This window comes from Streptomyces sp. CoH27, assembly GCF_020181035.1.
Classification (GTDB): Bacteria; Actinomycetota; Actinomycetes; order Streptomycetales; family Streptomycetaceae; genus Streptomyces; species Streptomyces camelliae.
In genome coordinates, this window is the sequence record NZ_JAIQYY010000007.1 from 102,337 (window position 1) to 127,297 (window position 24,961).

At 71.9% G+C, this 24,961-nt stretch carries 26 protein-coding genes; 11 read left to right on the top strand and 15 right to left on the bottom strand.

The window, feature by feature from the left end:
• Positions 1-229 precede the first annotated feature (229 nt).
• Positions 230-1,186 (bottom strand): LysR family transcriptional regulator, encoded by a 957-nt coding sequence (locus tag LE548_RS12855; RefSeq protein ID WP_225096916.1) that lies wholly within the window; start codon positions 1,184-1,186, stop codon positions 230-232.
• 184 nt (positions 1,187-1,370) lie between these two features.
• Between LE548_RS12855 and LE548_RS12860 the strand changes: the two genes are divergently transcribed.
• The gene (locus LE548_RS12860; protein WP_225096917.1) at positions 1,371-2,735 is read left to right on the top strand and encodes an MFS transporter; all 1,365 of its coding nucleotides are present in this window, start codon (positions 1,371-1,373) and stop codon (positions 2,733-2,735) included.
• Positions 2,736-2,776: 41 nt separating this feature from the next.
• Here the strand turns inward: LE548_RS12860 and LE548_RS12865 are convergent, their stop codons facing one another.
• The 3 genes from LE548_RS12865 to LE548_RS12875 form a co-directional block, all read right to left on the bottom strand.
• Positions 2,777-3,814: a rod shape-determining protein gene (locus LE548_RS12865; RefSeq protein ID WP_225096918.1), complete on the bottom strand. Its 1,038-nt coding sequence runs from the start codon at positions 3,812-3,814 to the stop codon at positions 2,777-2,779.
• Between the two features lie 313 nt (positions 3,815-4,127).
• Positions 4,128-4,505 (bottom strand): CU044_2847 family protein, encoded by a 378-nt coding sequence (locus tag LE548_RS12870; RefSeq protein WP_225096919.1) that lies wholly within the window; start codon positions 4,503-4,505, stop codon positions 4,128-4,130.
• A gap of 266 nt (positions 4,506-4,771) precedes the next feature.
• On the bottom strand, positions 4,772-6,223 hold the full coding sequence (locus LE548_RS12875; RefSeq protein ID WP_225096920.1) for an acyl-CoA synthetase: 1,452 nt from the start codon (positions 6,221-6,223) through the stop codon (positions 4,772-4,774).
• Positions 6,224-6,328: 105 nt separating this feature from the next.
• Between LE548_RS12875 and LE548_RS12880 the strand changes: the two genes are divergently transcribed.
• Positions 6,329-7,213, top strand: coding sequence for a RimK family alpha-L-glutamate ligase (locus tag LE548_RS12880; RefSeq protein ID WP_225096921.1), 885 nt, complete (start codon positions 6,329-6,331; stop codon positions 7,211-7,213).
• Here the strand turns inward: LE548_RS12880 and LE548_RS12885 are convergent.
• Complete coding sequence (locus tag LE548_RS12885) at positions 7,203-8,105, bottom strand: LysR family transcriptional regulator (RefSeq protein WP_225096922.1); 903 nt, start codon at positions 8,103-8,105, stop codon at positions 7,203-7,205. The genes LE548_RS12880 and LE548_RS12885 overlap by 11 nt on opposite strands.
• Positions 8,106-8,198: 93 nt before the next feature.
• On the opposite strand from LE548_RS12885, the gene LE548_RS12890 reads away from it, so the two are divergent.
• Entirely contained in the window at positions 8,199-9,029 is an 831-nt protein-coding gene (locus LE548_RS12890; RefSeq protein ID WP_225096923.1) for an oxidoreductase, read from the top strand.
• 1 nt (position 9,030) lies between these two features.
• Here LE548_RS12890 and LE548_RS12895 read toward each other — a convergent pair whose 3' ends face one another.
• Positions 9,031-9,624, bottom strand: coding sequence for a hypothetical protein (locus LE548_RS12895; RefSeq protein WP_225096924.1), 594 nt, complete (start codon positions 9,622-9,624; stop codon positions 9,031-9,033).
• A gap of 114 nt (positions 9,625-9,738) precedes the next feature.
• Between LE548_RS12895 and LE548_RS12900 the strand changes: the two genes are divergently transcribed.
• Together LE548_RS12900 and LE548_RS12905 are read left to right on the top strand one after the other, a co-directional pair.
• A complete protein-coding gene (locus LE548_RS12900; protein WP_225096925.1) occupies positions 9,739-10,512 on the top strand; it encodes an IclR family transcriptional regulator in 774 nt (257 codons plus the stop codon).
• Positions 10,509-11,357, top strand: coding sequence for an SMP-30/gluconolactonase/LRE family protein (locus tag LE548_RS12905; protein ID WP_225096926.1), 849 nt, complete (start codon positions 10,509-10,511; stop codon positions 11,355-11,357). Before LE548_RS12900 ends, LE548_RS12905 begins: the two co-directional genes overlap by 4 nt.
• Here the strand turns inward: LE548_RS12905 and LE548_RS12910 are convergent.
• Both LE548_RS12910 and LE548_RS12915 read right to left on the bottom strand, forming a co-directional pair.
• Complete coding sequence (locus tag LE548_RS12910) at positions 11,308-12,561, bottom strand: MAB_1171c family putative transporter (RefSeq protein ID WP_225096927.1); 1,254 nt, start codon at positions 12,559-12,561, stop codon at positions 11,308-11,310. The two genes, LE548_RS12905 and LE548_RS12910, sit on opposite strands and share 50 nt — an antisense overlap.
• Positions 12,558-13,235 (bottom strand): toxin-antitoxin system, toxin component family protein, encoded by a 678-nt coding sequence (locus LE548_RS12915; protein WP_225096928.1) that lies wholly within the window; start codon positions 13,233-13,235, stop codon positions 12,558-12,560. Before LE548_RS12915 ends, LE548_RS12910 begins: the two co-directional genes overlap by 4 nt.
• Positions 13,236-13,671: 436 nt before the next feature.
• Between LE548_RS12915 and LE548_RS12920 the strand changes: the two genes are divergently transcribed.
• Positions 13,672-15,186: an alpha-N-arabinofuranosidase gene (locus LE548_RS12920; RefSeq protein ID WP_225096929.1), complete on the top strand. Its 1,515-nt coding sequence runs from the start codon at positions 13,672-13,674 to the stop codon at positions 15,184-15,186.
• Here the strand turns inward: LE548_RS12920 and LE548_RS12925 are convergent, their stop codons facing one another.
• The gene (locus tag LE548_RS12925; protein WP_225096930.1) at positions 15,187-18,150 is read right to left on the bottom strand and encodes a beta-galactosidase; all 2,964 of its coding nucleotides are present in this window, start codon (positions 18,148-18,150) and stop codon (positions 15,187-15,189) included.
• Between the two features lie 79 nt (positions 18,151-18,229).
• Here LE548_RS12925 and LE548_RS12930 point away from each other — a divergent pair, with 79 nt between their 5' ends.
• Entirely contained in the window at positions 18,230-18,688 is a 459-nt protein-coding gene (locus LE548_RS12930) for an Rrf2 family transcriptional regulator (protein WP_225096931.1), read from the top strand.
• A 53-nt stretch (positions 18,689-18,741) separates the two neighbouring features.
• Here LE548_RS12930 and LE548_RS12935 read toward each other — a convergent pair whose 3' ends face one another.
• A complete protein-coding gene (locus LE548_RS12935; protein ID WP_225096932.1) occupies positions 18,742-19,170 on the bottom strand; it encodes a DUF6086 family protein in 429 nt (142 codons plus the stop codon).
• Positions 19,171-19,374: 204 nt separating this feature from the next.
• Here LE548_RS12935 and LE548_RS12940 point away from each other — a divergent pair, with 204 nt between their 5' ends.
• Both LE548_RS12940 and LE548_RS12945 read left to right on the top strand, forming a co-directional pair.
• Positions 19,375-19,614: a peptide ligase PGM1-related protein gene (locus tag LE548_RS12940; RefSeq protein WP_225096933.1), complete on the top strand. Its 240-nt coding sequence runs from the start codon at positions 19,375-19,377 to the stop codon at positions 19,612-19,614.
• A 165-nt stretch (positions 19,615-19,779) separates the two neighbouring features.
• A complete protein-coding gene (locus tag LE548_RS12945) occupies positions 19,780-20,436 on the top strand; it encodes a DUF4360 domain-containing protein (protein WP_225096934.1) in 657 nt (218 codons plus the stop codon).
• Between the two features lie 314 nt (positions 20,437-20,750).
• Here LE548_RS12945 and LE548_RS12950 read toward each other — a convergent pair whose 3' ends face one another.
• A complete protein-coding gene (locus tag LE548_RS12950; RefSeq protein WP_225096935.1) occupies positions 20,751-20,993 on the bottom strand; it encodes a DUF397 domain-containing protein in 243 nt (80 codons plus the stop codon).
• Complete coding sequence (locus tag LE548_RS12955) at positions 20,990-21,817, bottom strand: helix-turn-helix transcriptional regulator (RefSeq protein ID WP_225096936.1); 828 nt, start codon at positions 21,815-21,817, stop codon at positions 20,990-20,992. Before LE548_RS12955 ends, LE548_RS12950 begins: the two co-directional genes overlap by 4 nt.
• A 116-nt stretch (positions 21,818-21,933) precedes the next feature.
• Between LE548_RS12955 and LE548_RS12960 the strand changes: the two genes are divergently transcribed.
• A complete protein-coding gene (locus tag LE548_RS12960; RefSeq protein ID WP_225096937.1) occupies positions 21,934-22,401 on the top strand; it encodes an ATP-binding protein in 468 nt (155 codons plus the stop codon).
• A 76-nt stretch (positions 22,402-22,477) separates the two neighbouring features.
• Here the strand turns inward: LE548_RS12960 and LE548_RS12965 are convergent, their stop codons facing one another.
• On the bottom strand, positions 22,478-22,900 hold the full coding sequence (locus LE548_RS12965) for a hypothetical protein (protein ID WP_225096938.1): 423 nt from the start codon (positions 22,898-22,900) through the stop codon (positions 22,478-22,480).
• 117 nt (positions 22,901-23,017) lie between these two features.
• On the opposite strand from LE548_RS12965, the gene LE548_RS12970 reads away from it, so the two are divergent.
• Complete coding sequence (locus LE548_RS12970) at positions 23,018-23,584, top strand: TetR/AcrR family transcriptional regulator (protein ID WP_225096939.1); 567 nt, start codon at positions 23,018-23,020, stop codon at positions 23,582-23,584.
• Positions 23,585-23,613: 29 nt separating this feature from the next.
• Here LE548_RS12970 and LE548_RS12975 read toward each other — a convergent pair whose 3' ends face one another.
• Together LE548_RS12975 and LE548_RS12980 are read right to left on the bottom strand one after the other, a co-directional pair.
• Positions 23,614-24,531, bottom strand: coding sequence for a metallophosphoesterase (locus LE548_RS12975; protein WP_225096940.1), 918 nt, complete (start codon positions 24,529-24,531; stop codon positions 23,614-23,616).
• Between the two features lie 23 nt (positions 24,532-24,554).
• Positions 24,555-24,863, bottom strand: a complete 309-nt coding sequence (locus LE548_RS12980; protein WP_225096941.1) for a plastocyanin/azurin family copper-binding protein — start codon at positions 24,861-24,863, stop codon at positions 24,555-24,557.
• Positions 24,864-24,961 lie beyond the last annotated feature (98 nt).

The following is a 24,961-nucleotide window of genomic DNA, read 5'->3' on the forward strand; positions in this document are numbered from 1 at the left end:
GCCGGTTCACGCTTGAAGCGCCCGTGTCATGGGCACGCACCTCCTACCGGCATCGGCTGCCGGGTCGTACGGACTGGTCGTACGGATTGAGGAGGGCGTCATGGACCGTCGTATCCGGGTGCGTGTCAGCCGGCGTCCCGCCGCTCCGCGTCGCGAGCAGGAGATCGACCGCAGGACCCCGTCCGGGCGGATCCTGCCGTACTGACCCGGCCTGATCCGAGGCGGGGACTCAGGATGCGTGGGCCGTGCGGGCCCTGTGTGCCTCCTGGGTCGCCTGTGCCGCCTGGGTCGCTTCCGGGAGCGGGTCCGCGCGGCGGGCCAGGGCGAGCAGGGCGTGTACGGTGCGCTCGGCCGGGCCCAGGCGGGGATGCCACCGGGCGACGATGCTCACCGGGCGGAGCGGCTCGGCCGGCCGCAGCTCGACCAGCTCGCCTTCCCCCAGCTCCCGCGCGACCGTCAGCTGCGGCAGCACGGTGATGTCGTGCCCGTGGCCGAGCAGGCGCAGCAGAGCCGCCATCGAGCCCTGGAGCAGGGTCTGCTGAGCGCCCGCCAGCATGTCCCGGCCGAACCGGTCCACCAGCATCTCCGAGGTGCAGCCGCGCTCGGCCACCAGGAAGTCGTAGCGCAGGAGCTGGTCGGGCGTCACCCTGTCCTCGTGGGCCAGCGGATGGCCGGGCGCCGTCACCAGCAGGGTCCGGTCATGGCCGACGACCGCGCTCGGGCCGGCCGCGCGGCTGCCGTTGTCGTACTCGAAGACCAGGTCCAACTCACCCGCGCCGAAGGCCCGTTCCAGCGCCTCGCGCGGCGCCACCGTCAGCTCGATGTCCGCGCCGGAGTCCGGGCCGCCCGCGCCGTACTCCAGCGCCGCCAGCACCTCCGGCATCCACGCATGGGCCAGCGACTCCTGCGCGCCGATCCTGAGCCGGGTCCGGTCACCGCGGGCCGCCCGCCGCATCCGCTCCTCCAGCTCCAGCGACTCCCGCGCGTACGGCAGCAGCCGCGCACCGGCCTCCGTGAGCACCGCGCCGGTACCCGCCCGCACCAGTACACTCACGCCCAAGTCGGCTTCCAGACGCTTGAGTTGGGCACTCACGCTGGACTGGGCGTAGCCCAGGGCGTGGGCCGCGGCGGAGATGCCGCCGTTGTCTGCGACGGCTACGAAGGCTCGGAGGTAGCGGGAGTCCACGCAGGGAAGGGTAAGCCGTGGGCGCCGTGGGGGGCTTGTCGTCCTCCGGGCGCGGGCTTCCTCGACCGGGCGCGGGCTTCCTCGACCGGGTGCGGGCTTCCTCGACCGGTCCATCGGACTTTCCGATGCCCCCATCGAACCTACGGCGTCGCCGGGCCGCCCGCCCCCGGGCCACGCTGCCCGCATGACCACAGTCGACTCCGCATGCCGGCCGTCCGCGCCGGCCGACACCGCCGTCCGCCCCGCCTCCCGGCTCGCCTTCGCCGGGATCGCCACCGGGAATCTGCTCGTCCTGCTGGACACCACGATCCTCAATGTCGCCGTGCCCGACATCCAGACCTCGCTGCGGCCCGGTGCCGCCGCGCTGCCCTGGACCGTGGACGCCTACACCGTCGTCTTCGCCGGGCTGCTGCTGGCCGGCGGGGTGTTCGCCGACCGGTGGGGTGCGCGGCGCGTGTACGCCCTGGCGCTCGGGCTGTTCGCCGCGCTGTCCGTGGCCTGTGCGCTCGCGCCCGGTGCGGGTGCGCTGATCGCCGGGCGGGCGCTGCTCGGGGCCGCGGGGGCCGGGCTGGTGCCCGCCTCCCTGGCGCTGCTCATCCATCTGTATCCCGACCCCGCCCGCCGTACCCGCGCCATCGGCTCCTGGTCCGCGGTCGCCGGGCTCGGGGCCGCCGCCGGACCCGTGCTCGGCGGCGCGCTGGTCGAACTCGGCGGCTGGCGGCTGGTGTTCCTCGTCAACCCGCCCCTCGCCCTCGGCGCGCTGCTCCTCGCCCGCCGGCTGCCCGCGCCGCCCGTACGGGCCGCCCGCGCCCTGGACCGGCCGGGACTCGCGCTGTCCACCGCCGGACTGGGCCTGCTCACCTTCGGGCTGGTCGAGGCCGGGACCGAGGGCTGGGCAGCGGCCGTCGCCCTGCTGCCGCTCGCCGCCGCGCTCGCCTGCTTCGCCGCCGTGGCCGTCGTGGAGCGCCGGGCCGCCGCCCCCGTGCTGCCGCCCGCGCTGCTCGCCCTGCCGCGGGTACGGTCCGCGATGGTCGCCGCCGCGGTGTCCTGCTTCGCCTACTTCGGCGGCATGTACCTGCTCGCCCTGTGGCTCCAGCGCACCTACGACCTGACCCCCCTGCGCGCCGGACTGGCCTCGCTGCCGCTGGCCTTCCCGGTGTGCGTGATGCCGTTCTTCACCGGGCGGCTCGTGGCCCGCCACGGCCCCCGTCCCGTCCTGCTGACCGGCATGACCGCCACCGTCGTCGCCGGTGTGCTGCTCGCCTGTGCGATGGGCCGGCCGTCGCTGCCGCTGATCGTCACCGCCGAGCTGGCGCTCGCCGCGGCCGGCACGCTCTCCATTCCCGGTGCCGCCGCCGCGGTCGCCGTCGCGGCACCGCCCGAGTACGCGGCGACCAGCCAGGGCGCGCTCAACGGCATCCGGCAGGCCGGGTCGGCGCTGGGGGTCGCGGTGCTGGGCACGTTGGGATCCCTCAGCGGGGCCGGGTATCTGCTGGCGGGGGTGGGGGCGGTCGCCGTGGTGCTGGTGGCCGGGGCCAGGGAACGATGACCGGGGCTCACCACGCCGGTCGTACCGGGGGAGTACGTGGCTCAGGCTGCCAGCGGGTTCAGCATCAGCGGTTCGATCCGGCCCTCCAGCATTTCGCCGAGGCCCTGGGCGGCGCAGATGTCGGGCCGCTCGGCGATGTGCACCGGCATCCCGGTGGCCTGCCGGAGCATCTGGTCGAAGCCGGGCAGCAGCGCCGAGCCGCCGACCATCATGATCCCGCGGTCGGCGAGGTCGGCCACCAGGTCGGGCGGGCAGGAGCGCAGCACCATGCCGATGCCGTCCAGGACGGCGGTCAGCGGGGTCTGGATCGCGTCCCGTACGGCCGCGGTGTCGACCTGGACGCTGCGCGCGAGCCCGGTGGCCACGTCCCGCCCGTGGATCTCGGTCCGGGCCGGACCCTGCGAGGTCAGCCCGTTGCCGGACAGCGCCAGTTGCAGCGGCCGTACCGACTGGCTGGGGAGCATCAGCTCGTGCTCGTGCCGCAGGTGCTGCACGATCGCGTGGTCCACGGCCTCGCCGCCCACCGGGATCCGCTCGGCGGTGACGATCGAGCCGAGGGAGAGGACCGCGACCTGGGTGGCCGCCGCCCCGCACACCATGATCATGGTGGCCTCGGGGCGTTCGACCGGCAGCCCGCACCCCACGGCGGCGGCGATCAGCGTGTCCACCAGCTCGACCTTGCGCGCCCCCAGCCCGACCAGCGTCTCGATGGTCGCCCGCTGGGCCAGCGGGTCGGCGTCGTGCGGGGTGCAGGCCGCCGCGCGCAGCCGGAGGTTGCGGCGCAGCGTCCGGCGCATCTTGTCGCCGAGCAGTTGGCGCAGCATGCGCTGGGCCATCTCGATGTCGACGACCGTGCCCCCGGCGATGGGCCGTACGACTCTGATGTAGCTCGGCGTGCGGCCCGTCATCTTCTCCGCGAGCTCGCCGACGGCGATCAGCGCCCCGGTACGGGTGTTTATGGCGGCGGCCGAGGGCTGGTCGACGACGAGACCGGCGCCCTTCACGTAGACGCGGGTGCGGGCCGCGCCCAGGTCGACGGCGAAGTGGCAGCGACGCAACTGCTCCAGACTGACGGTCACGGGGAACCTCCCGGGTGCACGGGCCTTGGGGCGCCCGGCCGGTTGGCGGGCCTCTCACACTGCATCCTGTGCGGGCGGCGAGGGCGGGCGCCTGCTGGAGGGGGCCGGGTGGGGTGCCGCTGAATGGGGGTTCTTCCCGGCGTCTGGCGCGTCACAGGCTCTGTGCGGCGCGCAGGAGAGGTAAAAGGCCGAGGCTCGTCAGCGAACCGGGCGGCCGGTGGCCCTCGCCGTCCACGTGGACGAACGGCACCCCGGCGGCGCGGGCGGCCTCGCGTTCGGCGTACAGCAGCGACCGCCTGCCAGGGAGCGCCTCTCATGAGCTGGACACGGGCTCCGGAACGCTCGCCTCCGCGGCCGGCTCGGCGGCGGCCGCAGGCTGCTTCGACCACCCCAGCCGCACCACCAACTGCCCCTCGGCCGCCCCCTTGGCGATGATCGCGCCGGCCTCCGCGGTCAGCTTCACGCCGAACTCCAGCTCCACCGAGTCGGGCCGCAGAGTGCCGTCGCGGAACACCCGCAGCGCGGACTGGGCCGCCGCGCGTACACCGTCCAGGGCGCCTTCGAAGGTGCGGGACGCCTGCGCCACCGGACCGTCACCACGGCCGACGGGACGCGCCCCGCCGCCGCTCTCGACGCTCTCGACAACGACCGCGATGCCGTCCTCCGTGGTGAACTCCACCAGTCTGCCCATGAGTTCATCGCCCCCGTGTCGGTGATGTGCGGCCGCTTCCATTCTGGCCGAAGGCACCTGACGATGTCTCGGGATGCCGCGACCGCAGGGGAGGAGGCGTGGCTGATCACAGGACCAGTCGGACGCGGAGCGGCCATCGCGGTCGAGGGCTTCCGTCCGAGGTTCCTCGCCAGGACCACGATGGCCGGTAAGGCCGCCGACGCCACGCATCGGAGAAGCTGCCGGGGTCCGTGACCAGGGTCAGGATCGCGCGCGCCGAGCGGCGCTCAGGCATCGGCCACCAGCGCGCGCTTCATGATCTTGCCCATGTCGTTGCGGGGGAGGGCGTCCAGGTAGCGGACCACGCGGGGGCGCTTGTGCGGGGCCAGGCGGTGGGCCACGTGATCGGCCAACTCCTCGGCGGCGGGCGGGGTTTCGGGGTCGGCCGGGACGATCCAGGCCACGATCCGCTCGCCCAGGTCGGCGTCCGGCTCGCCGGTGACGGCGGCCTCCCGCACCCCTGGATGCTCCAGCAGCGCGTTCTCGATCTCGCCGGCCCCGATCTTGTACCCGCCGCTCTTGATCAGATCGGTGGCCTTGCGCCCCACGATCCGCACGTACCCGTCGCTCTCGCGCACGGCCATGTCACCGGTCCGGAACCAGCCGTCGGCGGTGAAGGCGGCGGCGGTGGCGTCGGGCCGGTTCAGGTACTCGGTGAACAGGTTCGGGCCGCGCACCTGGATCTCGCCGACGCTCTCCCCGTCGTATGCGGCGATCGGCGTCCCGTCCTCCTCCACGAGCCGCAGCTCGACGCCGGGCAGCGGCACGCCGACGGTGCCGGCCCTGGCCTCGCCGTCGGCCCGGACGCTGGTGTTCATGAGGGTCTCGGTCATGCCGTACCGCTCGATGACCCGGCGCCCGGTCGCCGCCGCGATCCGCTCGTGGTCGTGCACGGGCAGCGCGGCCGAGCCCGACACCAGCAGCCGGGCCCGGCCGAGCGCCTTGGCCAGCTCGGGGTCGTCGGGCAGGGCCTCGGCGATGCGGTGGTACATCGTCGGCACGCCGAACAGCATGGTCGCGCCGGCGGTCAGCTCCCGGGCGACCCCCTCGGTGCTGAACCGCCCCAGGTGCCGGACGCCACCGCCGCGCCGCAGCGGGCCGAGGATGCCCAGCACGAGCCCGTGCACATGGAACAGGGGCAGCCCGTGCACCAGCACATCGTCCTCGGTCCACTGCCAGGCGTCGGCGAGGGCGTCGAGCGTGGTCGCGAGGGCCCGGCGGGACAGGACGGCGCCCTTGGGCGGGCCGGTGGTGCCGGAGGTGTAGACGATCAGGGCGGGGTCCGCGTCGGCGACCTCGGTGTCGGGGGCGGTCCCGGTGGCGGACGCGTCCACATCGATCCGGGTCAAGTGACCGAGCCCGGCCGGGAGTTCGGCACCCGGCGCGGCCAGTACCAGCGTGGGCGCGCTGTCGGAGACGATGTGCGCGAGCTCCTTCTCGCCCGACCTCGGGTTCAGCGGCACGGCGGCCGCCCCGGCGAGCAGCACGCCCGTCACGGCGACGGCGGTCTCCAGCTCCGGGGTGGCCCACACGGCGACCCGGCCGGCTCCGCGCACCCGCCCGGCGAGCGCACCGGCGGCCCCCGCGAGAGCGCCGTACGTCAAAGACCGCTCACCGAACCGCAGGGCGACGCCCCGCTCGCCCGGACCGTCCGCCAGGGCGGGAAAGAGGGAGGACACGCGGAGCACTCCTTACTGTCGGCACCTTTCCTACCCTAGGTACCGGATGGCCAGGGTTGTTAGCCTCACCGGGACCGAACCGTCGTCACGACAGGGAGTCCCGCCGTGCCCCGCATCGCACTCGCCACCTACGACCCCGGGGCCGAGCCGCACCGGGACGACGATCTGCCGGTGCTGGTGCGGGCGCTGCTGGAGCGCGGGATCGAGGCCGAGGCCCAGTACTGGGACGACCCGTGGGCCGACTGGGGCGGGTACGACCTGGTCCTCATACGGTCCACGTGGGACTACAGCTGGCGGGCCGCCGAGTTCGCGGACTGGGTGGAGCGGGTCGGGCGGGTGACCCGGCTCGCCAATCCGGCGGACGTGGTCCGGTGGAGCATGGACAAGCGGTACCTGGGAGAGCTGGCGGCGGCCGGTGTGCCCACCGTGCCCACGTCCTACATAGCGCCCGGTGAGGCCGCCGAGCTGCCCGACGGGCACGAGTACGTGATCAAGCCGACCTCGGGCGCGGGGGCGCGGTTCGCCGCCCGGTACACGCCCGGCGAGCACGACACCGCCGTACGGCAGCTCGCACGGATGCACGCCGAGGGTTTCACGGCGATGGTGCAGCCGTACGTGCGGGGCATCGAGGTCAGCGGGGAACGGGCGCTCCAGTTCTTCGGCGGCCGGCTGCTGCACGCCAGCCGCAAGGGCGCCGTCCTCGCGCCGGGCACGCCGTACGACGCGGAGAAGGTGGCCCATCCCGACCTGACGCGCTGGCAGCCGACGGCGGACGAACTCGCCGTCGCGGAACGGGCGTTGGCGGCCGTACCCGGCGCGCCCGAGCTGCTGTACGCGCGCGTGGACCTCGTGGACGGAGAGGACGGGACGCCCCGGCTGATGGAGCTGGAACTGGTGGAGCCGAATCTGTTCCTGTGGCTGCATCCCGGGTCACTGGAACACGTGGTGAAGGCGGTCCTGGTGGCCGCCGGCGAAGGCGTCACCGGCTGACCGTCTGCCGGCACGCCTCCGCATACGCCCGCACCAGCGGCCGGTGCTCGTCGTCCCGCCGCCAGGCCAGCACATAGCGGCTGGGGCCGATGCCCCGGACCGGACGGGTGACGACCCCGCCCAGGGTGATCAGCGGGGCGTTGCCCTCGGCCACCAGGCAGACCCCGAGACCCGCGACCAGCGCCTCGTACGTCTCCTCCGCCCCGGCGATCTCCGCGCCGATCCGGGGCGGCCGGCCGGCGCGGGCGTCCAGAGCGAGCCAGTGGTCCCGCAGCCGGCCCGCGCTCGCCGGGAGGGCCAGAAACGGCTCGTCCAGGACGTCCGTGAAGTCCAGCTCCGGGCGGGCGGCCAGCGGGTGCGTCTCCGGGAGGGCCAGCAGGCGGGGCTCCTCGGCGACCACCGTCCAGTCGTAGCGCTCCTCGTCCGGCAGCGGCAGCCAGACGAAGGCGACGTCCGTCTCGCCGTCCGCCAGGCCCGCCGTCGGATCGTCCCAGGTCAGCTGCCGCAGCCGGACCGTGACCTCGGGGTGTGCGGCGGTGAAGCGGGAGCGGACGGCCGGCAGCAGCCCACCCCGGCCCGGACTGGTGCTCATGCCCACCACGAGCGTGCTGCGCTGGGCCGCCTTGGCCGCCTCCACGGCCGCCGCGCCCGCCTCCCATGCCGACAGTACGTTCCGTGCGTGGGGCAGCAATGCCTCGCCCGCCGCCGTCGGCGCCACCCCGTGCCGGTCGCGCCGGAACAGCTCCGCCCCCAACTGCCGCTCCAGCGCCCGGATCTGCTTGCTCAGCGCGGGCTGTGAGACGTAGAGCTTCTCGGCCGCGCGCGTGAAGTGCAGCTCCTCGGCGACCGCGACGAAGTAGCGCAGATCGCGGGCATGGACGTCGATCGTCATAGCCGTTGGTTATCACCAAGGGTCTTGGACGGGCAACGGCACGGCGCGGCAGGGTGGTTCGTGTCAGGAAACCAGGAACCGCGGGGAGTTGCGATGAACAAGGTGTGGCTGGTGACCGGGGCGACCAGTGGCTTCGGGCGGGAGATCACCGAGGCGGCCGTCGCCGCCGGCGATGTGGTGGTCGGCGCGGCCCGGCGCCCGGAGGCCCTGGAGGATCTGGTGGCCGCTCATCCCGACCAGGTGGAGGCGCTCCGGCTGGACGTGACCGACACCGCCGCGATCGAGGAGGCCGTGCGGGACGTCGTGGCCCGGTACGGCCGGATCGACGTGCTGGTCAACAACGCGGGCCGTACGCATGTGGGCGCGGTCGAGGAGACCACGGAGCAGGAGCTGCGCGAGCTGTTCGACCTGCATGTCTTCGGTCCCACGGCGCTCGTGCGGGCGGTGCTGCCGCACATGCGGGAGCGGCGCTCGGGCGCGATCGTGCAGTTGAGCAGCATGGGCGGCCAGATGTCCTTCGCGGGCTTCGGCGCGTACAGCGGGACGAAGTTCGCCCTGGAGGGCATCTCCGAGGCGCTCGCGGACGAGGTCGCGGAGTACGGGATCAAGGTGCTGATCGTGGAGCCGGGCGCGTTCCGGACCTCGCTGTTCCAGGCCGGCCGGGCCGGGAGCAGCGACGACAGCGGGGTGTACGCGAAGGTCGGCGAGACGCGGGCGGCCGTGGCCGGCGGTCACGGCGGCCAGCCCGGCGACCCCGCCAAGGCCGCCGCCCTCATCCTGGCCGCGCTGGAGGCGGAGCGGACCCCGCTGCGGCTGCCGCTCGGCGACGACGGGGTGAGCGCGGTCCTCGCCCACCTCGACCAGGTACGGGAGGACGTCACGGCCTGGGAGAAGCGGACCCGGGCGACGGGCTTCGACGACTGAGCTACCTGCCTGCGATTGCCGTCCGCTGGAGCAGCCCCCACGTGAACTCGGCGACCACCTCGTGCCGTACGCCCTCCCGGTCCGGCGCGGTGAAGGCGAGTCCCCAGCGGGTGGGGGCCGTGCCCTCCAGCGGGCGGGCCGGGGCGAAGGCGCGGGCGGCCTCGTCCACCGTGCAGGACCAGGGGGCGAGGTCGTCCAGGGTCTCCAGCGTGGGCGCGGGGGCGCCCGGGGCGCGTACCAGCCACTCGTTCCACACCGCCCCGTCCGGCCCGACCAGCGCCTCGAAGCGCAGGTCGGGCCAGAGGGGCAGGGCCCAGCGGCGGGCTTCGCAGTCGACGTCGCCGAGGCGGCGGGGGAGCACCGACTCGGGCTCGCCGAGGACGGAGCGATACCGGGCGGCGGCGGAGCGGGAGCGGGGGGAGCGGACCATCGCCTGCCACCGCTTGTTGGCCTCCCGCATGTCCGCGAGGGACGCCCCGAGCCGCCGGCGCGCGTCCTCGACCAGATCCGGATTGTGGTCGGCCATGCGGCGCAGCAGCACCAGCTGGAAGTCGACGTACATGCCCTTCATGGTGCCCGGCGTGCTCCGGACCATTGCCCGTACACCTCCCCGTGATTAGCCTGTGTTCGTCATGCCGATCGCCTGTTGATATCTCGAACAACTGAGGGATGTCGACCGGGCGCTTAGACCCAAGGGAGGGGGCCGGACGTGGGACGCCTCGTGCCTGCCGTGACCCGGGCTCTGGACATTCTGGAGCTGTTCCTCGACGGAGACGGGACGCTCTCCGCCCCCGACATCGTGCGCAAGCTCCAGCTGCCGCGCACCACCGTGCACGAGCTGGTCACCACGCTCGCCGCACGCTCGTACATCGTGCCCGTTCAGGGACAGCCCGGACGCTACCGGCTCGGTGTACGCCCGTACCAGCTCGGCAGCCGTTACGCCGAGCACCTCGATCTCGCCGCCGAGGGGCAGCAGGTGGCCCGCTCGGTCGCCGAGACCTGCGACGAGACGGTGCATGTGGCGATCCTGGAGGGCACCGACGTCATCTACATCGCCAAGGTCGACTCCACGCACGCGGTGCGCATGGTGTCCGCCGCCGGCCGACGGCTGCCGGCCCACTGCACGTCGGTCGGCAAGATGCTGCTGGCCTCGCTGCCGCAGCACGAGCTGACGGCGCGGATCCCGGACGACGCCGAGCTGGCCGCGATGACGCCGAACAGCATCACCGACCCGGCCGCGCTGCGCGAGGCGCTGGCGGAGATCCGGCAGCGGGGGCTCGCGGTGGAGAACCGCGAGTCCAACCCGGACGTGAGCTGCGTGGCGGCCCCGGTGCGCGACCGCACCGGCCAGGTGGTCGCCGCCCTGTCCATCTCCGTGCCGATGATCCGCTGGAGCGACGAGCGCCGGGCGGAGCTGGAGCAGCTGGCGGCGAAGGGCGCGGCGGACCTGTCCGAGCGGCTGGGCCACCGGAGCGCGGAATGAGCGCCGGGTACGAGGTCGCGGTGCGGGCGGAGGCGACCCTCGGCGAAGGCCCCACGTGGGACCCGGCGACGGGCCGCCTCCTCTGGCTGGACATCCTGGGCATGCGCCTGCACACCTACGACCCGGTCACGGGCCGCCGTACGACGCGCACGACGGAGCAGCACGTGGGCGCGGCCAAGCCGCGAGCGGGCGGCGGTCTGGTGCTGAACCTCCGGGACGGCGTGGCCCTGCTGGACCCCGACGACAGCTTCCGCTGGCTGCACCACGAGCCGGTCCCGGGGCGCCGCGCGAACGACGCCGCGGTGGCACCGGACGGGTCGCTGTGGGCGGGCACGATGCGGTACGACGAGGCGGCGGGCGGCGGCACGCTGAGCCGGCTGACCGGCGACGGTACGGCGGAGACGATCCTCCCCGACGTCACCGTCAGCAACGGCACGGGCTGGAGCCCGGACGGCCGCCTGATGTACTACGTGGACACCCCGACCCGCCGCGTCGACGTCTTCGACTACGACGGCGGGCGCGCGACCGGCCGCCGCCCGCTGGTGGAGATCGAGGAGGGCGCGGGCTATCCGGACGGCCTGACGGTCGACGCGGAGGGCTGTGTGTGGGTGGCGCTGTGGGACGGGGGAGCGGTGCGGCGGTACACGCCGGACGGCCGCCTGGACCGGGTGATCACCCTGCCGGCTCCGCGTACGACAGCGTGCGCCTTCGGGGGCGCCGCTCTGACCGACCTGTACGTCACGACAGCCCGGGTCGGCCTGGAGTCCCCGGCCCCCCTGTCGGGTTCGCTCCTGGTCATTCCGGACGTGGGTCGGGGCCTGCCCCAACCGGCGTTCCAGGGCTGATCCGCGCCCCCGCCCCCGTCCGCACCGCCTCGATCTCCTCCGGCCTGCGCAGGGCTCGCGAGATCGGGGCGATGTCGCGGAGCAGGCTCGTGGGGTCGGTGCCCGTGGCCGGCTCGGCCGGGTCCGGGGTGCGGCGCTTGCTGTCGATCGCGTCCAGGACGGCCACCGCCGACGCCAACGCCCGCGCTCGCTCCGGGGGATGCCCGAGGGCGAGCGCGGCGTCGTACGCCCTGCGGTCCAGGTCGGCATCGAGGTGGCGGGCCAGCGGAAGCAGGACGTCCCGGACGAACGTCTCACGGCGGGTCAGGCGCAGTTCCGGTGTGGCGCGGAGCATGAAGGGGACGCTGTCGCCGCTCGCGGTGCGCATCAGCCGGTAGAGCGGGCGGAGTTCGCGGTGCGCGAGGCGGACGAGCCAGCGGTCGTGGAGGTACTGGCCGGCGTGCGGGAGGATGAAGCCGGTCGCGACGAGGATCGCGGTGACGGCGGCGACCGGCGGCGCGAGATCCGTGCTCAGCCAGTCCAGATCGTGCCCGGTCCAGCGCGCGCCGACGGCCGTCAGCTTGGCCCCGCTGAAGACCAGGTTGAGCCCGTACCCGGCGCCCAGCAGCCGCAGCCCCCAGCGCAGCCACGCGTCCAGCCCCGCGGAGTGCGCCCAGTTCCAGATCAGCCGGGAGGAGATCAGGCAGGCGGCGGCGTGCGCGAAGAGGTACAGCAGGATCTCCTCGCGCATGAACGGCGTACCGGCGTAGTACGTGTCGAGGTCCCGTACCCGCTCCACCGGCGCGTCGGCGAGCAGGAACAGCACCCACAGCGCCACGATCACCCCGGCGTACACCGAGACCACCCGGCGCACCGCCCGCCGGGTGGCGGCCGAGCGATCGGACAGGCCGTTGCGCCAGGTCACGATCAGCAGCAGGCCGGCCGCGGACATCGCGGTGATCAGCGAGTAGCACCAGGGCGCCGAGATGTTGGGCACCCCGGTCAGCCGGTTGACGCGGTGGATCGTGGACGGTGTGCAGAACACGAACACGGCGCAGGCGAGCAGCAGCAGCCCGCCGACCGAGCGCAGCAGCGGGTCCCGCCACAGCCGGATGATCGTGGGCAGCTTGATCACCAGCGCGGCGGTGAGCACGGCGGTGGGGATCCAGAAGGAGATGTAGAACTCGCTGAGGAATCCCGAGGGGTCGAACGCCGGCTGACTCACCGCGCGGCGTCCTCATCTCCAGGCGCTCGGTTCGCCTCCGGGGCGCGCCCCTTCGGCTCACTCGCTCGCTCACGTCCGCGGTAGCCGAGGACCCGCTGGACGGCGTCCGGCGGGGCAGGGCGGGTGCCGGCGGTGCCGGTGAGCCGGCCGCGGAACAGGGTGGCCAGACGGTGGCCGAAGTCGTCCGCCTCGGCCTCGTCGGCCTCGCGGGAGCCGTTGCGGGCGGCCACCGTGAGCGCCGCCTCCCGCCAGCCGGGCTCGTCGGCGAGGGCACGGGCCGCCGCGTCGCCGGCCAGGTGGTGGTGCCGGTGCCCGGCGTGCAGATGCCACAGCTCATGGCCCAGGATCACCAGTTGCTGCACGGACTCGGCGCGCTCCTCCACGATCACCAGATCGAAGTCGGCGAACTCCACCCACAGGCCGGTGACGTCGAGCTCGTCCGGGAAGCGTTCGAAGCGCAGCTCCACCGGGCGTCCGCCGCGCCGCGCGCTCATCGCCTCGCACAGGGCCCGGCACAACTGCCGTACCCCCTCCGGCGTCTCGGGCCGGGTGCGGACGGCGGCGGCCAGGCCGCGGGCCAGCAACCGCATCTCCGAGCCCGACCGGGAGCGGCGCAGCCATGCCGTCAGGGGGGCCAGGCGTGCCAGCCGCTCGCGCGCGCCCGCGTTGCCCATCGCCTCCCCTTTCCCGCCGGTGTGTGGCCGGTCACGAGCGTACGCGCCTGGATGTGTTCGCGTCATGCGATCCGACGTGTGTGGTTCAAGCCAGAACGACCCTATGAGCTTGTGTCCAAACCATTGACGCGGAAGCGCTTGGAATCTACGGTCCCGTTCGAAGTTACGAGCACTTGTCGAAATGCCGAACGATCTGCGAGGGGCCGAGCAAACTCTGGACAGCTGGGGCGGGGAATGGGACGACCTGGCCTGAATCGCAGGCAACTTCTCACAGCGGCCGGGGGCTTGAACGTGGCCGGAAGCTTCGGCTTCGCCGCACCCTGGCGTCCCGCGGCCGTTACCTGAACCTACCTAGGGGCGCGGGGAACTGCGCGACAAGCCACAACGCACCCGCACCCGCCGACGAAACACAAGCCTCCCACCCCGAAAGGCGAACATGCGCACCGCCCGCTTCACCCTCGACCCCGCTTTCACCATCGGCGAGGTCAACGCCCGTATCTTCGGATCCTTCGTCGAACACCTGGGCCGCTGCGTCTACACCGGCGTCTTCGAGCCCGACCACCCCACGGCGGACGAAGCCGGACTGCGCACCGACGTACTGGAGCTGGTCCGCGAACTCGGCGTCACCGCCATCCGTTACCCCGGCGGCAACTTCGTCTCCGGCTACAAGTGGGAGGACTCCGTCGGCCCCGCCGAGGACCGCCCCCGCCGCCTCGACCTCGCCTGGCACTCGACGGAGTCGAATCGCTTCGGCCTCTCCGAGTACATCGCGTTCCTGAAGAAGGTCGGCCCGCAGGCCGAGCCGATGATGGCCGTGAACCTCGGGACGAGAGGCGTCGCAGAGGCCCTGGAGCTCCAGGAGTACGCCAACCACCCCGTCGGCACGGCCCTCTCGGAGCTCCGCGCGACCCACGGCGACAAGGAACCCTTCGGGATCAAGCTGTGGTGCCTCGGCAACGAGATGGACGGGCCCTGGCAGACCGGGCACAAGACCGCCCACGAGTACGGCCGGCTCGCCGCCGAGACCGCGCGGGCCATGCGCCAGCAGGACCCCGGCGTCGAACTGGTCGCCTGCGGCTCCTCCAGCCAGTCCATGCCGACCTTCGCCGAGTGGGAGGCGACGGTCCTGGCGGAGGCCTACGACCTGGTCGACTACATCTCGCTGCACGCCTACTACGAGCCCACAGACGGCGACATCGACTCCTTCCTCGCCTCGGCCGTCGACATGGAGTCCTTCATCGAGAACGTGGTCGCGACCGCCGACCACGTGGGCGCGCGGCTCAAGTCCAAGAAGAAGATCAACCTCTCCTTCGACGAGTGGAACGTCTGGTACCTCTCCCGCTGGGAGGAGCACGCCAAGACGTTCGAGCAGTCCGACTGGCCCGAGGCCCCCCGGCTGCTGGAGGACAACTACAGCGTCACCGACGCCGTCGTCTTCGGCTCGCTCCTCATCGCGCTGCTCCGGCACGCCGACCGCGTCACCGTCGCGTGCCTCGCCCAGCTCGTCAACGTGATCGCGCCGATCATGACCGAGCCGGGCGGCCCGGCCTGGCGGCAGACGACCTTCTTCCCGTTCGCGCAGGCCTCGAAGTACGGCCGGGGCGAGGTGCTCGACGTGCGGGTGGACTCGCCGACGTACGAGACGAAGAAGTACGGCGAGACGGACCTGCTGCACGCCACGGCCGTCCGCGCGGCCGACGGCACGGTCACCGTGTTCGCCGTGAACCGCAGCCGCACCGACGCCCTGCCCCTCGAAGTCGCCCTGAACGGGCTGGAGTTGACGACCGTCACCGAGCACACCGCGCTCGCGGACGCCGACCCCGACGCCCGCAACACCCTGTCGGAGCCCGAGCGGGTCGTCCCGCACCCGGTGGCGGGCACCGCCGTGGCGGACGGCACCCTCACCGCCGTACTGGAGCCGCTGTCCTGGAACGTGATCAGGCTGGCGTGATCAGACGGAGGTGACCGGCAGCCCGCCGGACGTCCGGCCGAGCAGGGTCAGACGTACGTCCCCGGGGCCCGACAGCGTGGTGAACTCCGACAGGACCGCCAGCGCGAGGGTGTTGGTGCCCCGGGTGCGCAGGACGCCGTTCGGCAGGACGAAGGTGTGCTGCGGGCCGACGTTGTTGATGTACTGGCCCATGTTCCAGCCGTTGAGGAAGATCTGGGCGCGGTACGCCCGGTACCGGTCGTCCTCCAGGGTCAGGCCGATCGACGCGTCGACGTCGGCCGGCACGGACAGCCGGAAGCTGGTCCGGTACCAGGTCACGCCCTGGTACCGGGCCGCCCTCGGGAAGCTCACCGGCTCCCAGCCGTGGTCCGTCCGGTGGCCGGGCAGATGCCAGCCCTCCCGCTCGCCGAACAGACCGCCGTTGTTCATCGCCCCGCGCACGGGGTCCGCGGGCCCCTCGCCCTGGATCCGCCAGCTCACCTTCGGGGACGTCCCCTTGAAGGAGGCCGACACGAGCCCCCGCGCGGCCTTGTGCGTGTCCCGCGCACCGCCGTCCTCGTCGTGCTGCATGCGCCGGACGAGCACGGACAGCACATGCCGGCCGGGCGAACGCAGTGCCTCCCGCACCGGGAAGGCGGCCGTGGCGGACCAACTCCCCCGTCGGGCGGTCGAGTTCTTGTCCGGGACCGGCATCCGGTGGGTGCCCAGCGGCTCCCCGTCCAGCCAGGCCATCAACAGCCCCTGCGTGCCGCTGCTGTAGGCGAGGGAGATCTCCTCCAGGCCGGTGGAGTCGCTGAAGGTGCCCCGGTACCAGACGTCCCCGTAGTGGAAGCCGTAGTCGTCCGCGAAGAGCACCGGGCCGCCGGCGGGGACGGGAGTCGTGCTGGACGACGTCCTCCTGTCGGCGACCTGCCAGCGGGAGTCGTCGAAGCTGGGCCCCACCTCGGGGTTCTCCCGCCGCATCCGCCAGCCGCCCAGCGCGGGCAGCCGCACCTCGGGCACGGCCGGTTGCAGACCGGTGGTCATCAGGCTGCCGGCCAGGGTCACCCGGGTGGGCAGGGTGCGCCCGTTCCACACCAGTGTGTCGGTCCCGCGCGGCCCCCAGACCTCGATGGCCGTCGTGTCGATGACGTCACCGGTCAAGTGGACCGCCGACCCCCGCACTTCGGCGTGGCGCAGCAGCGCCGGGCCGTAGACCAGCAGGGTCCCGGACGGCGTGTCGTACGGGAAGAGGCGTACGGAGGTGTCGTCGTCGCCGAAGAGGAGGACCAGCGGGGTGTCGCTGCCGCCCTTCTGCACCAGGACGCGGGTCAGCCCGCCGCTGCCGAGGGGGCTGGTCACGCGCAGCTCGTCGGCCTCGTCGTAGACCCAGGCGGCCTCCGGGTCCAGGCGCGTGACGGACGGCTCCTCCGGAGTCTTCAGCACCAGCTCGGCCATGTCGTCCGTGCGGCCCGTGAACAGGGCGACGTCCTGTCGCCCGGCGGTCACACAGAAGACCGGCTGGGCGGTGGAGTACTTCAGCGTCCGCTCGCCGAGCTTCAGCCCGGTCGTCAGCAGCCGGGCGTCCTTGCCGGGCACGGTGATCCGCAGCCGGCCGGCGTCCGTGGGCAGCTCGCTGGTGACCGGGTCCGTGCCGTCGTTGCGGGCGACGTAGACATGGGCGCCGGTGTCCGCGTTGGTCAGGTGGTAGACCTTCAGCCCCTCGGCGTGCACGTCCTCCGCCCGGTCCAGCTTGGCGAAGTCCGGTACGCGCTGGAAGAGATGGCCGAGCTGGTGCATCGGCGCGATCTTCGCGGTGACGTTACGGGCCTCGTCGATGGCGGCGCCGTAGTCGTACGACGTGTAGACGACGGGCGCGGGCAGCCAGCCCCAGGAGGTCCCGCCGAAGGTCATGTAGACGTTGTGGAGCGTGAGTCCGTTGGCGAGGTTGGTCAGATAGAACCGCCGCTCGTACGCCGCGTCCCGCGTCCGCCGTGCCTCGCCGTACCCCTTGCCGTCGAACGAGGCCCCGCCCCACGGGTCGAACCAGCCGCCGCCGAACTCGGGCACGAACCCGGGCGTGGACGGCGAGGCCCCGGCCCCGCCCTTGGCGCCACCCGGCCCGAAGGTCCCCCAGTCCGGAGGGGTGCCGGTGGGCGACGGATACCCGTCGAACCCGTACAGCCAGCCGCCCTTCTCCCCACCGGTGTCGAACGACCCGGGCACCCAGTCCCCGTTCCGCCCCTTGTCGTTGTGGAAGAGCGGTACGTCGATGCCGTCGGCCCGGACCTTCTTGAACAGGTGGGACATGTACCGCCGCCCGGTGACGTCGTCCGCGTGGGCGTCGTACTCGTTCTCGATCTGGTAGAGCAGGATCGTGCCGTTGCCCTGGGTGAACAGGTGCCTGCGGGCGATCCGGTCGACCTGCGTGAGCCACTCGTCGACGTACGACAGATAGGCCGGATCGTCGGTGCGTGCCGTGCCCTTCGTGGCCGTCAGCCAGCCGGGGAAGCCGCCGCCGTCGACCTCGGCGTTGATGTACGGCCCGGGGCGCAGGACGACGTACAGCCCGGTCTCGGCGGCCATCCGCAGGAAGAGATCGAGGTCCCGGACGCCGGTGAAGTCGTAGGTGCCCGGCGCGGGGGAGTGGTAGTTCCAGGCGACGTAGATGCTGACGGCGTTGTAGCCGTGGGCCCGCATCTTCTGGAGGATGTCCCGCCACAAGGAGGGACTGGGCAGCCGGAAGGGATGGAACTCCCCGGACCAGAGCACCACCCGCCTGCCGTCCACGAGCAGCGAGTACCGGTCGTACCCGATGGTGTGCTGCTCGCCGTCGGCCCGGGGCGGCAGGGGTGCCGGGCCGGTCGGCACACTGGCGCGCGCCGCGAACGCCGAGGGCGCGCCGGCGCCGCCGCTGCCGCCCAGGCCGAGCCCGAGCGCGGCAGAGCCGGCCAGGGCACTGAAAGTACGTCTGCTGAGCGCCAAGGTGGATCCTCCCGGGCGGCGATCTTACGGGGCGCGGGTGCAGGCCAGTCTCCCCGGAGCGACACACGACAATGGACCCATGAGGATCTCGGCGCGGGCGGACTACGCGGTACGGGCAGTACTGGAACTGGCCGTACGGCAGGGTAACGGCCCCGTGAAGGCAGAGGAAATCGCCGCCGTGCAGGACATCCCGCACAAGTTCCTGGAGGGCATCCTGGGCGACTGCCGGCGTGCCGGGATCGTGGAGAGCAGGCGGGGCGGAGGCGGCGGCTACCAACTGGCGCGGGACGCGGCCGCGATCACGGTGGCGGACGTCGTCCGGGGCGTGGACGGCCCGATCGTGTCGGTACGCGGCGAACGCCCGACCGACCTGTCCTACACGGGCACGGCCCAGTCCCTGCTCCCGCTCTGGATCGCCCTGCGCGCGAACGTCCGCCGCATCCTGGAGGGCGTGACGATCGCGGACCTCGCGGCGGACACGCTGCCGGAGCCGGTCCGGGCGCTGGCGGCGGAACCGGCGGCGTGGGAGAACCCTTAGGCTGCTTGGCATCGTTTCTGATGGCTTGCTTCCCGGCCTCCTAGAGATGCGGCTCAGCTGGCCATGAACCGGTCGAGTTCGCGTGACTTCTGGCGCAGGGCAGCTGCCCATGCCTCCTGATCGGGAGCCGGAGGTGCTGGGACTTGGACGTCTCTGAGTTCGTCACCCGTAGCGCCGTCGCTCGACTTCCAGGCCACCTCAATACCAGCCCTCTCAGCGAGGACCAGCACCGTGGCGACGAACCCTTCGGATAGGGCGATCATGACAGCATGGCGGGTGCTGCGGTGCCGCGCCAGCAGGGCGTCGACGAACGCTTTGAATCCGGTGGGGTCGATCCGGCACTCGTCGGCTTCCATGGGGCCGATTCCGGATGGCAGCCCCAGTTCGGCTTCGTGGAGGGCGACTTGGCGCAGGAATAGCCGAGAGGCGCCGTTGGACGGGTTCCACAGGGTCTGGTCGCCCATGTCGTAGTACTGGCTCACCGGGGCATCTCCCTGCTGATCACGGGGACAGGCTAGTCCGCGGGCGGTCTCGCCGCAGGGCCTCATGAAGCGATGACGGCGACCTGGGCCTGTCGCCCGGCATCGTCTCGGCGCTCCTGGGCACGCGCGCGACGCCGGACGGCCGCCTGGTCGCCGGCGGGCCCGGGGGGCGCCGAGCGCGTCTACGAGGCGTCGGACAGCATCATGGACCCGCGCTACGTAGGCCTGCGGCCTGCTCACCTGATCCGCGCGGTCACCGGGTCCCCCCTCGGTTACGACCCCGAGCGTGCGACGGGCGTGGTGCTGCACATGATGAGCGCCGCCGCCGAGGACGGGAAGTTCGGCGCGGTGTGCATCGGGGCGGACCGGGCCGAGGCGGCGGCGTTGCTGCGGGGGCTGCGGGAGCTGGTGGACGAGCTGGTGCGCGTGAAAAGCCGGATGTGAATGGCCGGAGTTCGCCCTGCCGGGCCGGAGCGTGGCTTCCTACGATGCTCACGCCTCCCGTCCTTCACAGGTCCCACACAGTTTCTTCAAAGCTGAACGAGCGGTACGCACTGCACGACGGACGGACCGGAGGCGCACCCCCCACTCGACGACATGGGAGAAACCATGGCTGGTGGACTCCTCCTGAGCGGCGCCGTAGCCGCTCTGCTCACCACGGCGCTGCCTGCCCAACACACGCCCGCATCGGGCGTGTTCGACAACCCGCCCCCGGACAAGATCGTCATCGACGTCGCCACGGTGAACGGCTCCGGCTGCCCCGAGGGCACCGCTGCGGTCGCCGTCTCGCCGGACAACACCGCCTTCACGGTGACCTACAGCAACTACCTGGCGCAGGCCGGCGGCAACTCCGACCCCACGGCCTTCCGCAGGAACTGCCAGCTCAACCTGATCGTCCACGTCCCCCAGGGCTTCACCTACGCCATCGCCAGCGCCGACTACCGCGGCTTCCTCTCTCTCCAACCCGGCGCGAGCGCCACCCAGAAGGCCTCGTACTACTTCCAGGGCTCCCCGACCACGGTGCCCAAGAGCCACCCCTTCAGCGCCCCCTTCAACGACAACTGGGAGGCCACCGACAGCACGGACTGGGCCCAACTGGTCTGGGCCCCCTGCGGGGTGCTGCGCAACTTCAACATCAACACCGAACTGAGAGTCAACGCCGGGACGCAGAACCCGGACAAGGTCAGCTTCATGACGATGGACTCGACGGACGGCAGCATCAGCACGGTGTACCACATGGCGTGGAAGGAGTGTCCGGCCACGTGAGGTAGGCGATCAGTGGCCGTGGGGCCGTCCGCTTCTCGGCCAGTGTCGTGCCTCCGCGAGGTGAGTCAAGGGCGCATCCACTCCGCTGCGCCGCGTTCCGCGTCGGCTGCGCCGATGGCCCTCCGGGCCACCCTTGACACACCTCGCTCCAGCACGGGTGAGAAGCGAGCGGGCAGCCCGGGGGAAGTGCCGGTGGGTGGATGGTGCGCCGGGGAGCCTCGTCCACCACCTCACCCCGACCGACTGCCCAAGCAGCCCATGGCCCAAATCATCCAAATGCCGCCCAAGAGGCCTCGATTGGGCCTGCCCTACGGTCACTTCCCGGTGTGCGTGACGAAGGCCGACCAGGCGGTGGGGGAGAGGGTGAGGCGGGGGCCGGTCTTGGCTTTGGAGTCGCGGATGTGGATGGTGGTGGGGCAGGTGGCTATCTCTACGCAGTCGCCGTCACCACTGGTGCTGTACGTCGACTTGCGCCAGTTCAGGGCGACTTCGACGCAGTCACCAGAGCCACTGCTGCTGTAGCTGCTCTTGAACCAGGCCAGTTCGGAGGTGTTCATAGGTCCCCTCGCATCCGTCGCAGCAGGCTCACCGAGTCCTGAAGCGGCAGAGCCTGTGAGCGCATCCTGGCATACCGGCCGTAGAGCTTGCTGACCACCTTTGCGTCAGAGAGGAGCATCCCGCACTCCGGCGCTTCCAAGTAGGCGAACCACTTGTTATTCGGGTCCTCAAGCAGCTGCATGGGACCGTGCAGCCCAGCGTGCGACTCCCGCGCCAACGGCATGATCTGGATCTCGACGTTCCGCAATTGCTCGATCTCCAGCAGGTGGTCTATGGCATCCCGCGTGACGTCCAATCCGCCGGTACGGCGTAGAAGCACCTGCTCCTCGATGATGAAGCTGAAGGCGGTGTTCGGCCGATCCCGCAACGCTCGCTGACGGTTGGCCCGAGCGGCCCAGTTGGCCTCGATCTGTTCGTCGGCCAGGATCGGCAGTTCGTCCAGGAACAGCTGACGTGCGTACGCCTCTGTCTGCAACAGCCCCGGAATCATCCGGCACTCGTACGTGTAGAGACTGACCGCTTGCTTCTCCAGGGCGGCCCACCGCCGGAACCAGGAAGCCAGCCCCGGCTCCCGCTCCAGGTGCTCCGCCGCCTTCCTCAGCGCCCCCGTGTTCCCCAGCGCAGCCTCCGCCGGTTCGATGAAGTCGGGATCCGGCATCCGCCTGCCCAACTCGATGGACGCGATGGTGTGCTTGGAGTAGCCCACCAGGTCCCCGAGTTCCTCCCTGCTCAGCCCGTGATACTCCCGGAGGGCTTGCAGAACCGCTCCGAACGTCCGCAAACTGCCCGACGACTCCGGCTCAGCGCCGTTTCCCGTACCCATGGAGCCTAGAGTCACGGGCAGTCACAAGTACTGTCCAGTCCGTAACCGCGTACGCTCGCGCAGCGTACGCGGCCCGGCGCTGGTGAAGTGCCCTCCCCGCCCGCCACATTGGGCCCATGGCCGCACCACCCCCCTTCGCTCAGCGCTTCAGCTCAACTCCCCGAGGCGCCCGCCTGGCCAGGCATCTTGCCCTCTCTCAGCTCGCTGAATGGGGTATCCCGTACGGCTCCGAGACCGCCGAAGCCATCGCTGTGATCGTCGCCGAGCTGGCCGCCAACGCCGTCACCCACGGTCGCGTACCCGGGCGGGACTTCGAACTGCGGCTGGCTCTGGTGACCGGGAGTGTGCGCGTCGAGGTGACGGACACCCACGCCGAGAGGCCGCCCGCGCCCAGAGGCGTACCGACACCCGCCCCTCTCGCCGAAGGCGGCCGCGGGCTCGTGCTGGTGGACGCACTCGCCGACCGCTGGGAGGTCGTGGACCGCGACCCGCCCGGGAAGACCGTGCGGGCCGAGGTCGACGTGCCGCGCTGGCTGGCGGTGACGCGGTCCCAAGTGCCCAGTGGAACATATGAGTTGTTGTGAGAAACGTTGACTCGTAAACTCTTCGATTCTACGTCGGTGTCAACCTGCTGAACTGGTCGACGGGTTGGCCGGTGGCCTACTGAGCGGCCGCCGTGACCGCCGCGACGAGAGCGTCCCCGGTGTAGGTCTGCCCGCCGAGGCCCCAGCCTCCGTCCAGGGCGTTGAGGATGTTCACCCAGGTGTCGCGGCGGTCATGGGCCGGGACCGTGAGGGCGTCGACGATGTCGGTCGCGGCGGCGATGAACGCGGTGCGTGACTCCAGTGACGGCAGGCCGATGTCGGGCAGCTTGAGCTCGACCATCACCAGCGGCCGGTTCACCCCGCCCCCGTAGATGTGCTCCGGCTCCAGGACATGGACCGTGCCGCCGACGACCGACGTGAAGAAGGTGTTGCCCTTGAGGCCGCTGGCCTCGATGAGGGCGTCGGTCAGGCGGGGCAGGATCTCGCGCTCGCCCTCGGCGGTCAGGACGCCTCGGGGTGCGGTGACGGTGATGGGCATGGGTGGACCCTTCTCTCGTTGCATGACCAGCGATTCGCTAGGACGTACGTACTAGTGCGCTGCCAGCTTGGGGTAGGATGCCCGTACTAGTCAACCCTGCAGGTCTGGAGGTCGGTGATGCCGGGTGACACCCGTGGCCGGATGATCGAGGCGACCATCGAGGCCCTGGAGCGGCGCGGGGTGGCCGGGATGTCGTTCACCGAGGTACTGCGCGCCAGCGGCGCCGCACGCGGCGCGATCTACCATCACTTCCCGGACGGCAAGGCCCAGTTGGTCGCGGAGGCGGCCGCGCTCAAGGGTGAGCAGGTGGACGACCGGCTGGCCGCGCTGCCCGCCGACGACCCGGCGACCGTGGTCTCCGCCTTCCTGGACCTGGTACGGCCCGTCCTGGAGCTGTCCGCCTGCGGCGGAGGCTGTGCCGTCGCGGCCGTCACCGTCGGCACGGAGCCCGGTGACGACACGGCCCTGCGGGCGGTGGCGGCGACGGCGTTCACCTCCTGGATCGACCGGCTCGCCGGCCGTCTTGTCACGGCGGGCCTGTCGTCCGCCGCGGCGGCCGACCTCGCCACCACCTTGATCACGCTGCTTGAGGGCGCCCATGTGCTGTGCCGCGCCACGGGCACGCTCGACCCCTTCGATTCGGTCGTGCGTACGGCGGCGGGCCTGACTGCGCAGTACGGCTGAGCGCCCCGCGGCGAGGAGTCCTCCCTTGCTCATGCCAGCCTTGTGTCCTTGACCGCCAGCTCCCGGTCGCCCTGCCGGTAGCCCACGGTGCGAACGCCCAGCGCGGCCTTGAGCTGTCGGGCGGGCACGACCTGGGGAGTGGGGGCGGCGGCCCGTCCCGGCTTCGGCAGGGGGTAGGCGGTGGTGGTGGCGGAGTGGAAGGTGATGTTGCCCTCCGTCTTGGTGAACAGCTGGTGGACGTGTCCGTTGAGACAGGTCACCGAGGAGAAGCGGCGCAGGAGCGCGATCACCTTCAGCGCGTCGTCCGTGCTCCAGCCCCACCGGGGGTACATGGCGAACAACGGGATGTGGCTGAAGACCACGACCGGGGTGTCCGATGGCAGTCCCGCCAGGTCCTTGCGTACGAAGTCGATCTGCTCGGTGCCGAGATGGCCCAGCTTCTCCAGATGCAGCGTGTTGACCAGGGCGATGAAGTGCACTCCGTGGGTGTCGAAGCTGTACCAGCCGTCGCCGAGCGTGCCCTTGCCGAAGATCTGCCGGTATGCGCGGCCCGTGTCGCCGATGGAGTCGTGCTCGCCGGGCACGGTGAAGACGCGGTCCGTCTGGAGCCCGGTCATCATCTGCCTGACCTGGTCGAACTGGGCGGCCGTGGACAGGTGCGTCAAGTCGCCGCTGTGCATGACGAAGTCGGGCCGGAAGCCGAGGGCGTTGACCTGGCCGATCGCTTCGGTGAACGAGCCGGCCACGTCCAGGTTCGCCGGCCCGTGGAAGCCGATGTGGCTGTCGGAGACCTGTACGAACCGCAGGGCGCCGCTGGTTTCCGCGGCGGCCTCGGCGGTGGTGCCCCGGGGGCCGGCGATGTGGCTCATCACCTCTCCGCCGGCCACGGTCAGCACGACGGCCCCACCGAACCACCCTGCGTGCCTGATGAGTTGACGCCGTGTCATGTCGTGAGGGTCGCGGTACCCGGTCATCGGGTCACCTCCACCTTGGCCGTCATGAAGGGATGGATGGTGCAGAGATAGGCGTAGGTGCCCGGCTCGGTGAACCGGTAGCTGTAGGTGGCGTGGGTGGCCAGAGCGGGCGAGTGCAGCGGCCCGCCCGAGCCGGCGCTGGTGACGGTGTGGGCGTCGGTGTCCTGGTTGGTCCAGGTCACCGACGTGCCCGCGGTGACCTTCAGTGTGGTCGGGGAGAACGCGAAGTTCTTGATCGCCACGGCGTCTGCGGTCACCGGCGCATCGGCTGCGCCCGTCTTCGGCGAGCTCGTGGGCGTGCTCATGCTCATATCCGGCATCGGCGAGGCGCCGGGCATCCCGGCCACCTGACGCTGGCCGGGACCGGGCGTGATGGCACCGGCCGCGGTGGAGTGCGGGGACT

What these genes read in the sequence shown, in the direction of transcription:
- LE548_RS12860 (WP_225096917.1), top strand. Translation starts at nt 1,371, where the DNA reads ATGACCACAGTCGACTCCGCATGCCGGCCGTCCGCGCCGGCCGACACC.
- LE548_RS12870 (WP_225096919.1), bottom strand. Translation starts at nt 4,505, where the DNA reads ATGGGCAGACTGGTGGAGTTCACCACGGAGGACGGCATCGCGGTCGTT.
- LE548_RS12885 (WP_225096922.1), bottom strand. Translation starts at nt 8,105, where the DNA reads ATGACGATCGACGTCCATGCCCGCGATCTGCGCTACTTCGTCGCGGTC.
- LE548_RS12890 (WP_225096923.1), top strand. Translation starts at nt 8,199, where the DNA reads ATGAACAAGGTGTGGCTGGTGACCGGGGCGACCAGTGGCTTCGGGCGG.
- LE548_RS12895 (WP_225096924.1), bottom strand. Translation starts at nt 9,624, where the DNA reads ATGGTCCGGAGCACGCCGGGCACCATGAAGGGCATGTACGTCGACTTC.
- LE548_RS12905 (WP_225096926.1), top strand. Translation starts at nt 10,509, where the DNA reads ATGAGCGCCGGGTACGAGGTCGCGGTGCGGGCGGAGGCGACCCTCGGC.
- LE548_RS12915 (WP_225096928.1), bottom strand. Translation starts at nt 13,235, where the DNA reads ATGGGCAACGCGGGCGCGCGCGAGCGGCTGGCACGCCTGGCCCCCCTG.
- LE548_RS12920 (WP_225096929.1), top strand. Translation starts at nt 13,672, where the DNA reads ATGCGCACCGCCCGCTTCACCCTCGACCCCGCTTTCACCATCGGCGAG.
- LE548_RS12930 (WP_225096931.1), top strand. Translation starts at nt 18,230, where the DNA reads ATGAGGATCTCGGCGCGGGCGGACTACGCGGTACGGGCAGTACTGGAA.
- LE548_RS12940 (WP_225096933.1), top strand. Translation starts at nt 19,375, where the DNA reads ATGGACCCGCGCTACGTAGGCCTGCGGCCTGCTCACCTGATCCGCGCG.
- LE548_RS12945 (WP_225096934.1), top strand. Translation starts at nt 19,780, where the DNA reads ATGGCTGGTGGACTCCTCCTGAGCGGCGCCGTAGCCGCTCTGCTCACC.
- LE548_RS12950 (WP_225096935.1), bottom strand. Translation starts at nt 20,993, where the DNA reads ATGAACACCTCCGAACTGGCCTGGTTCAAGAGCAGCTACAGCAGCAGT.
- LE548_RS12955 (WP_225096936.1), bottom strand. Translation starts at nt 21,817, where the DNA reads ATGGGTACGGGAAACGGCGCTGAGCCGGAGTCGTCGGGCAGTTTGCGG.
- LE548_RS12960 (WP_225096937.1), top strand. Translation starts at nt 21,934, where the DNA reads ATGGCCGCACCACCCCCCTTCGCTCAGCGCTTCAGCTCAACTCCCCGA.
- LE548_RS12965 (WP_225096938.1), bottom strand. Translation starts at nt 22,900, where the DNA reads ATGCCCATCACCGTCACCGCACCCCGAGGCGTCCTGACCGCCGAGGGC.
- LE548_RS12970 (WP_225096939.1), top strand. Translation starts at nt 23,018, where the DNA reads ATGCCGGGTGACACCCGTGGCCGGATGATCGAGGCGACCATCGAGGCC.
- LE548_RS12975 (WP_225096940.1), bottom strand. Translation starts at nt 24,531, where the DNA reads ATGACACGGCGTCAACTCATCAGGCACGCAGGGTGGTTCGGTGGGGCC.
- LE548_RS12980 (WP_225096941.1), bottom strand. Translation starts at nt 24,863, where the DNA reads ATGAGCACGCCCACGAGCTCGCCGAAGACGGGCGCAGCCGATGCGCCG.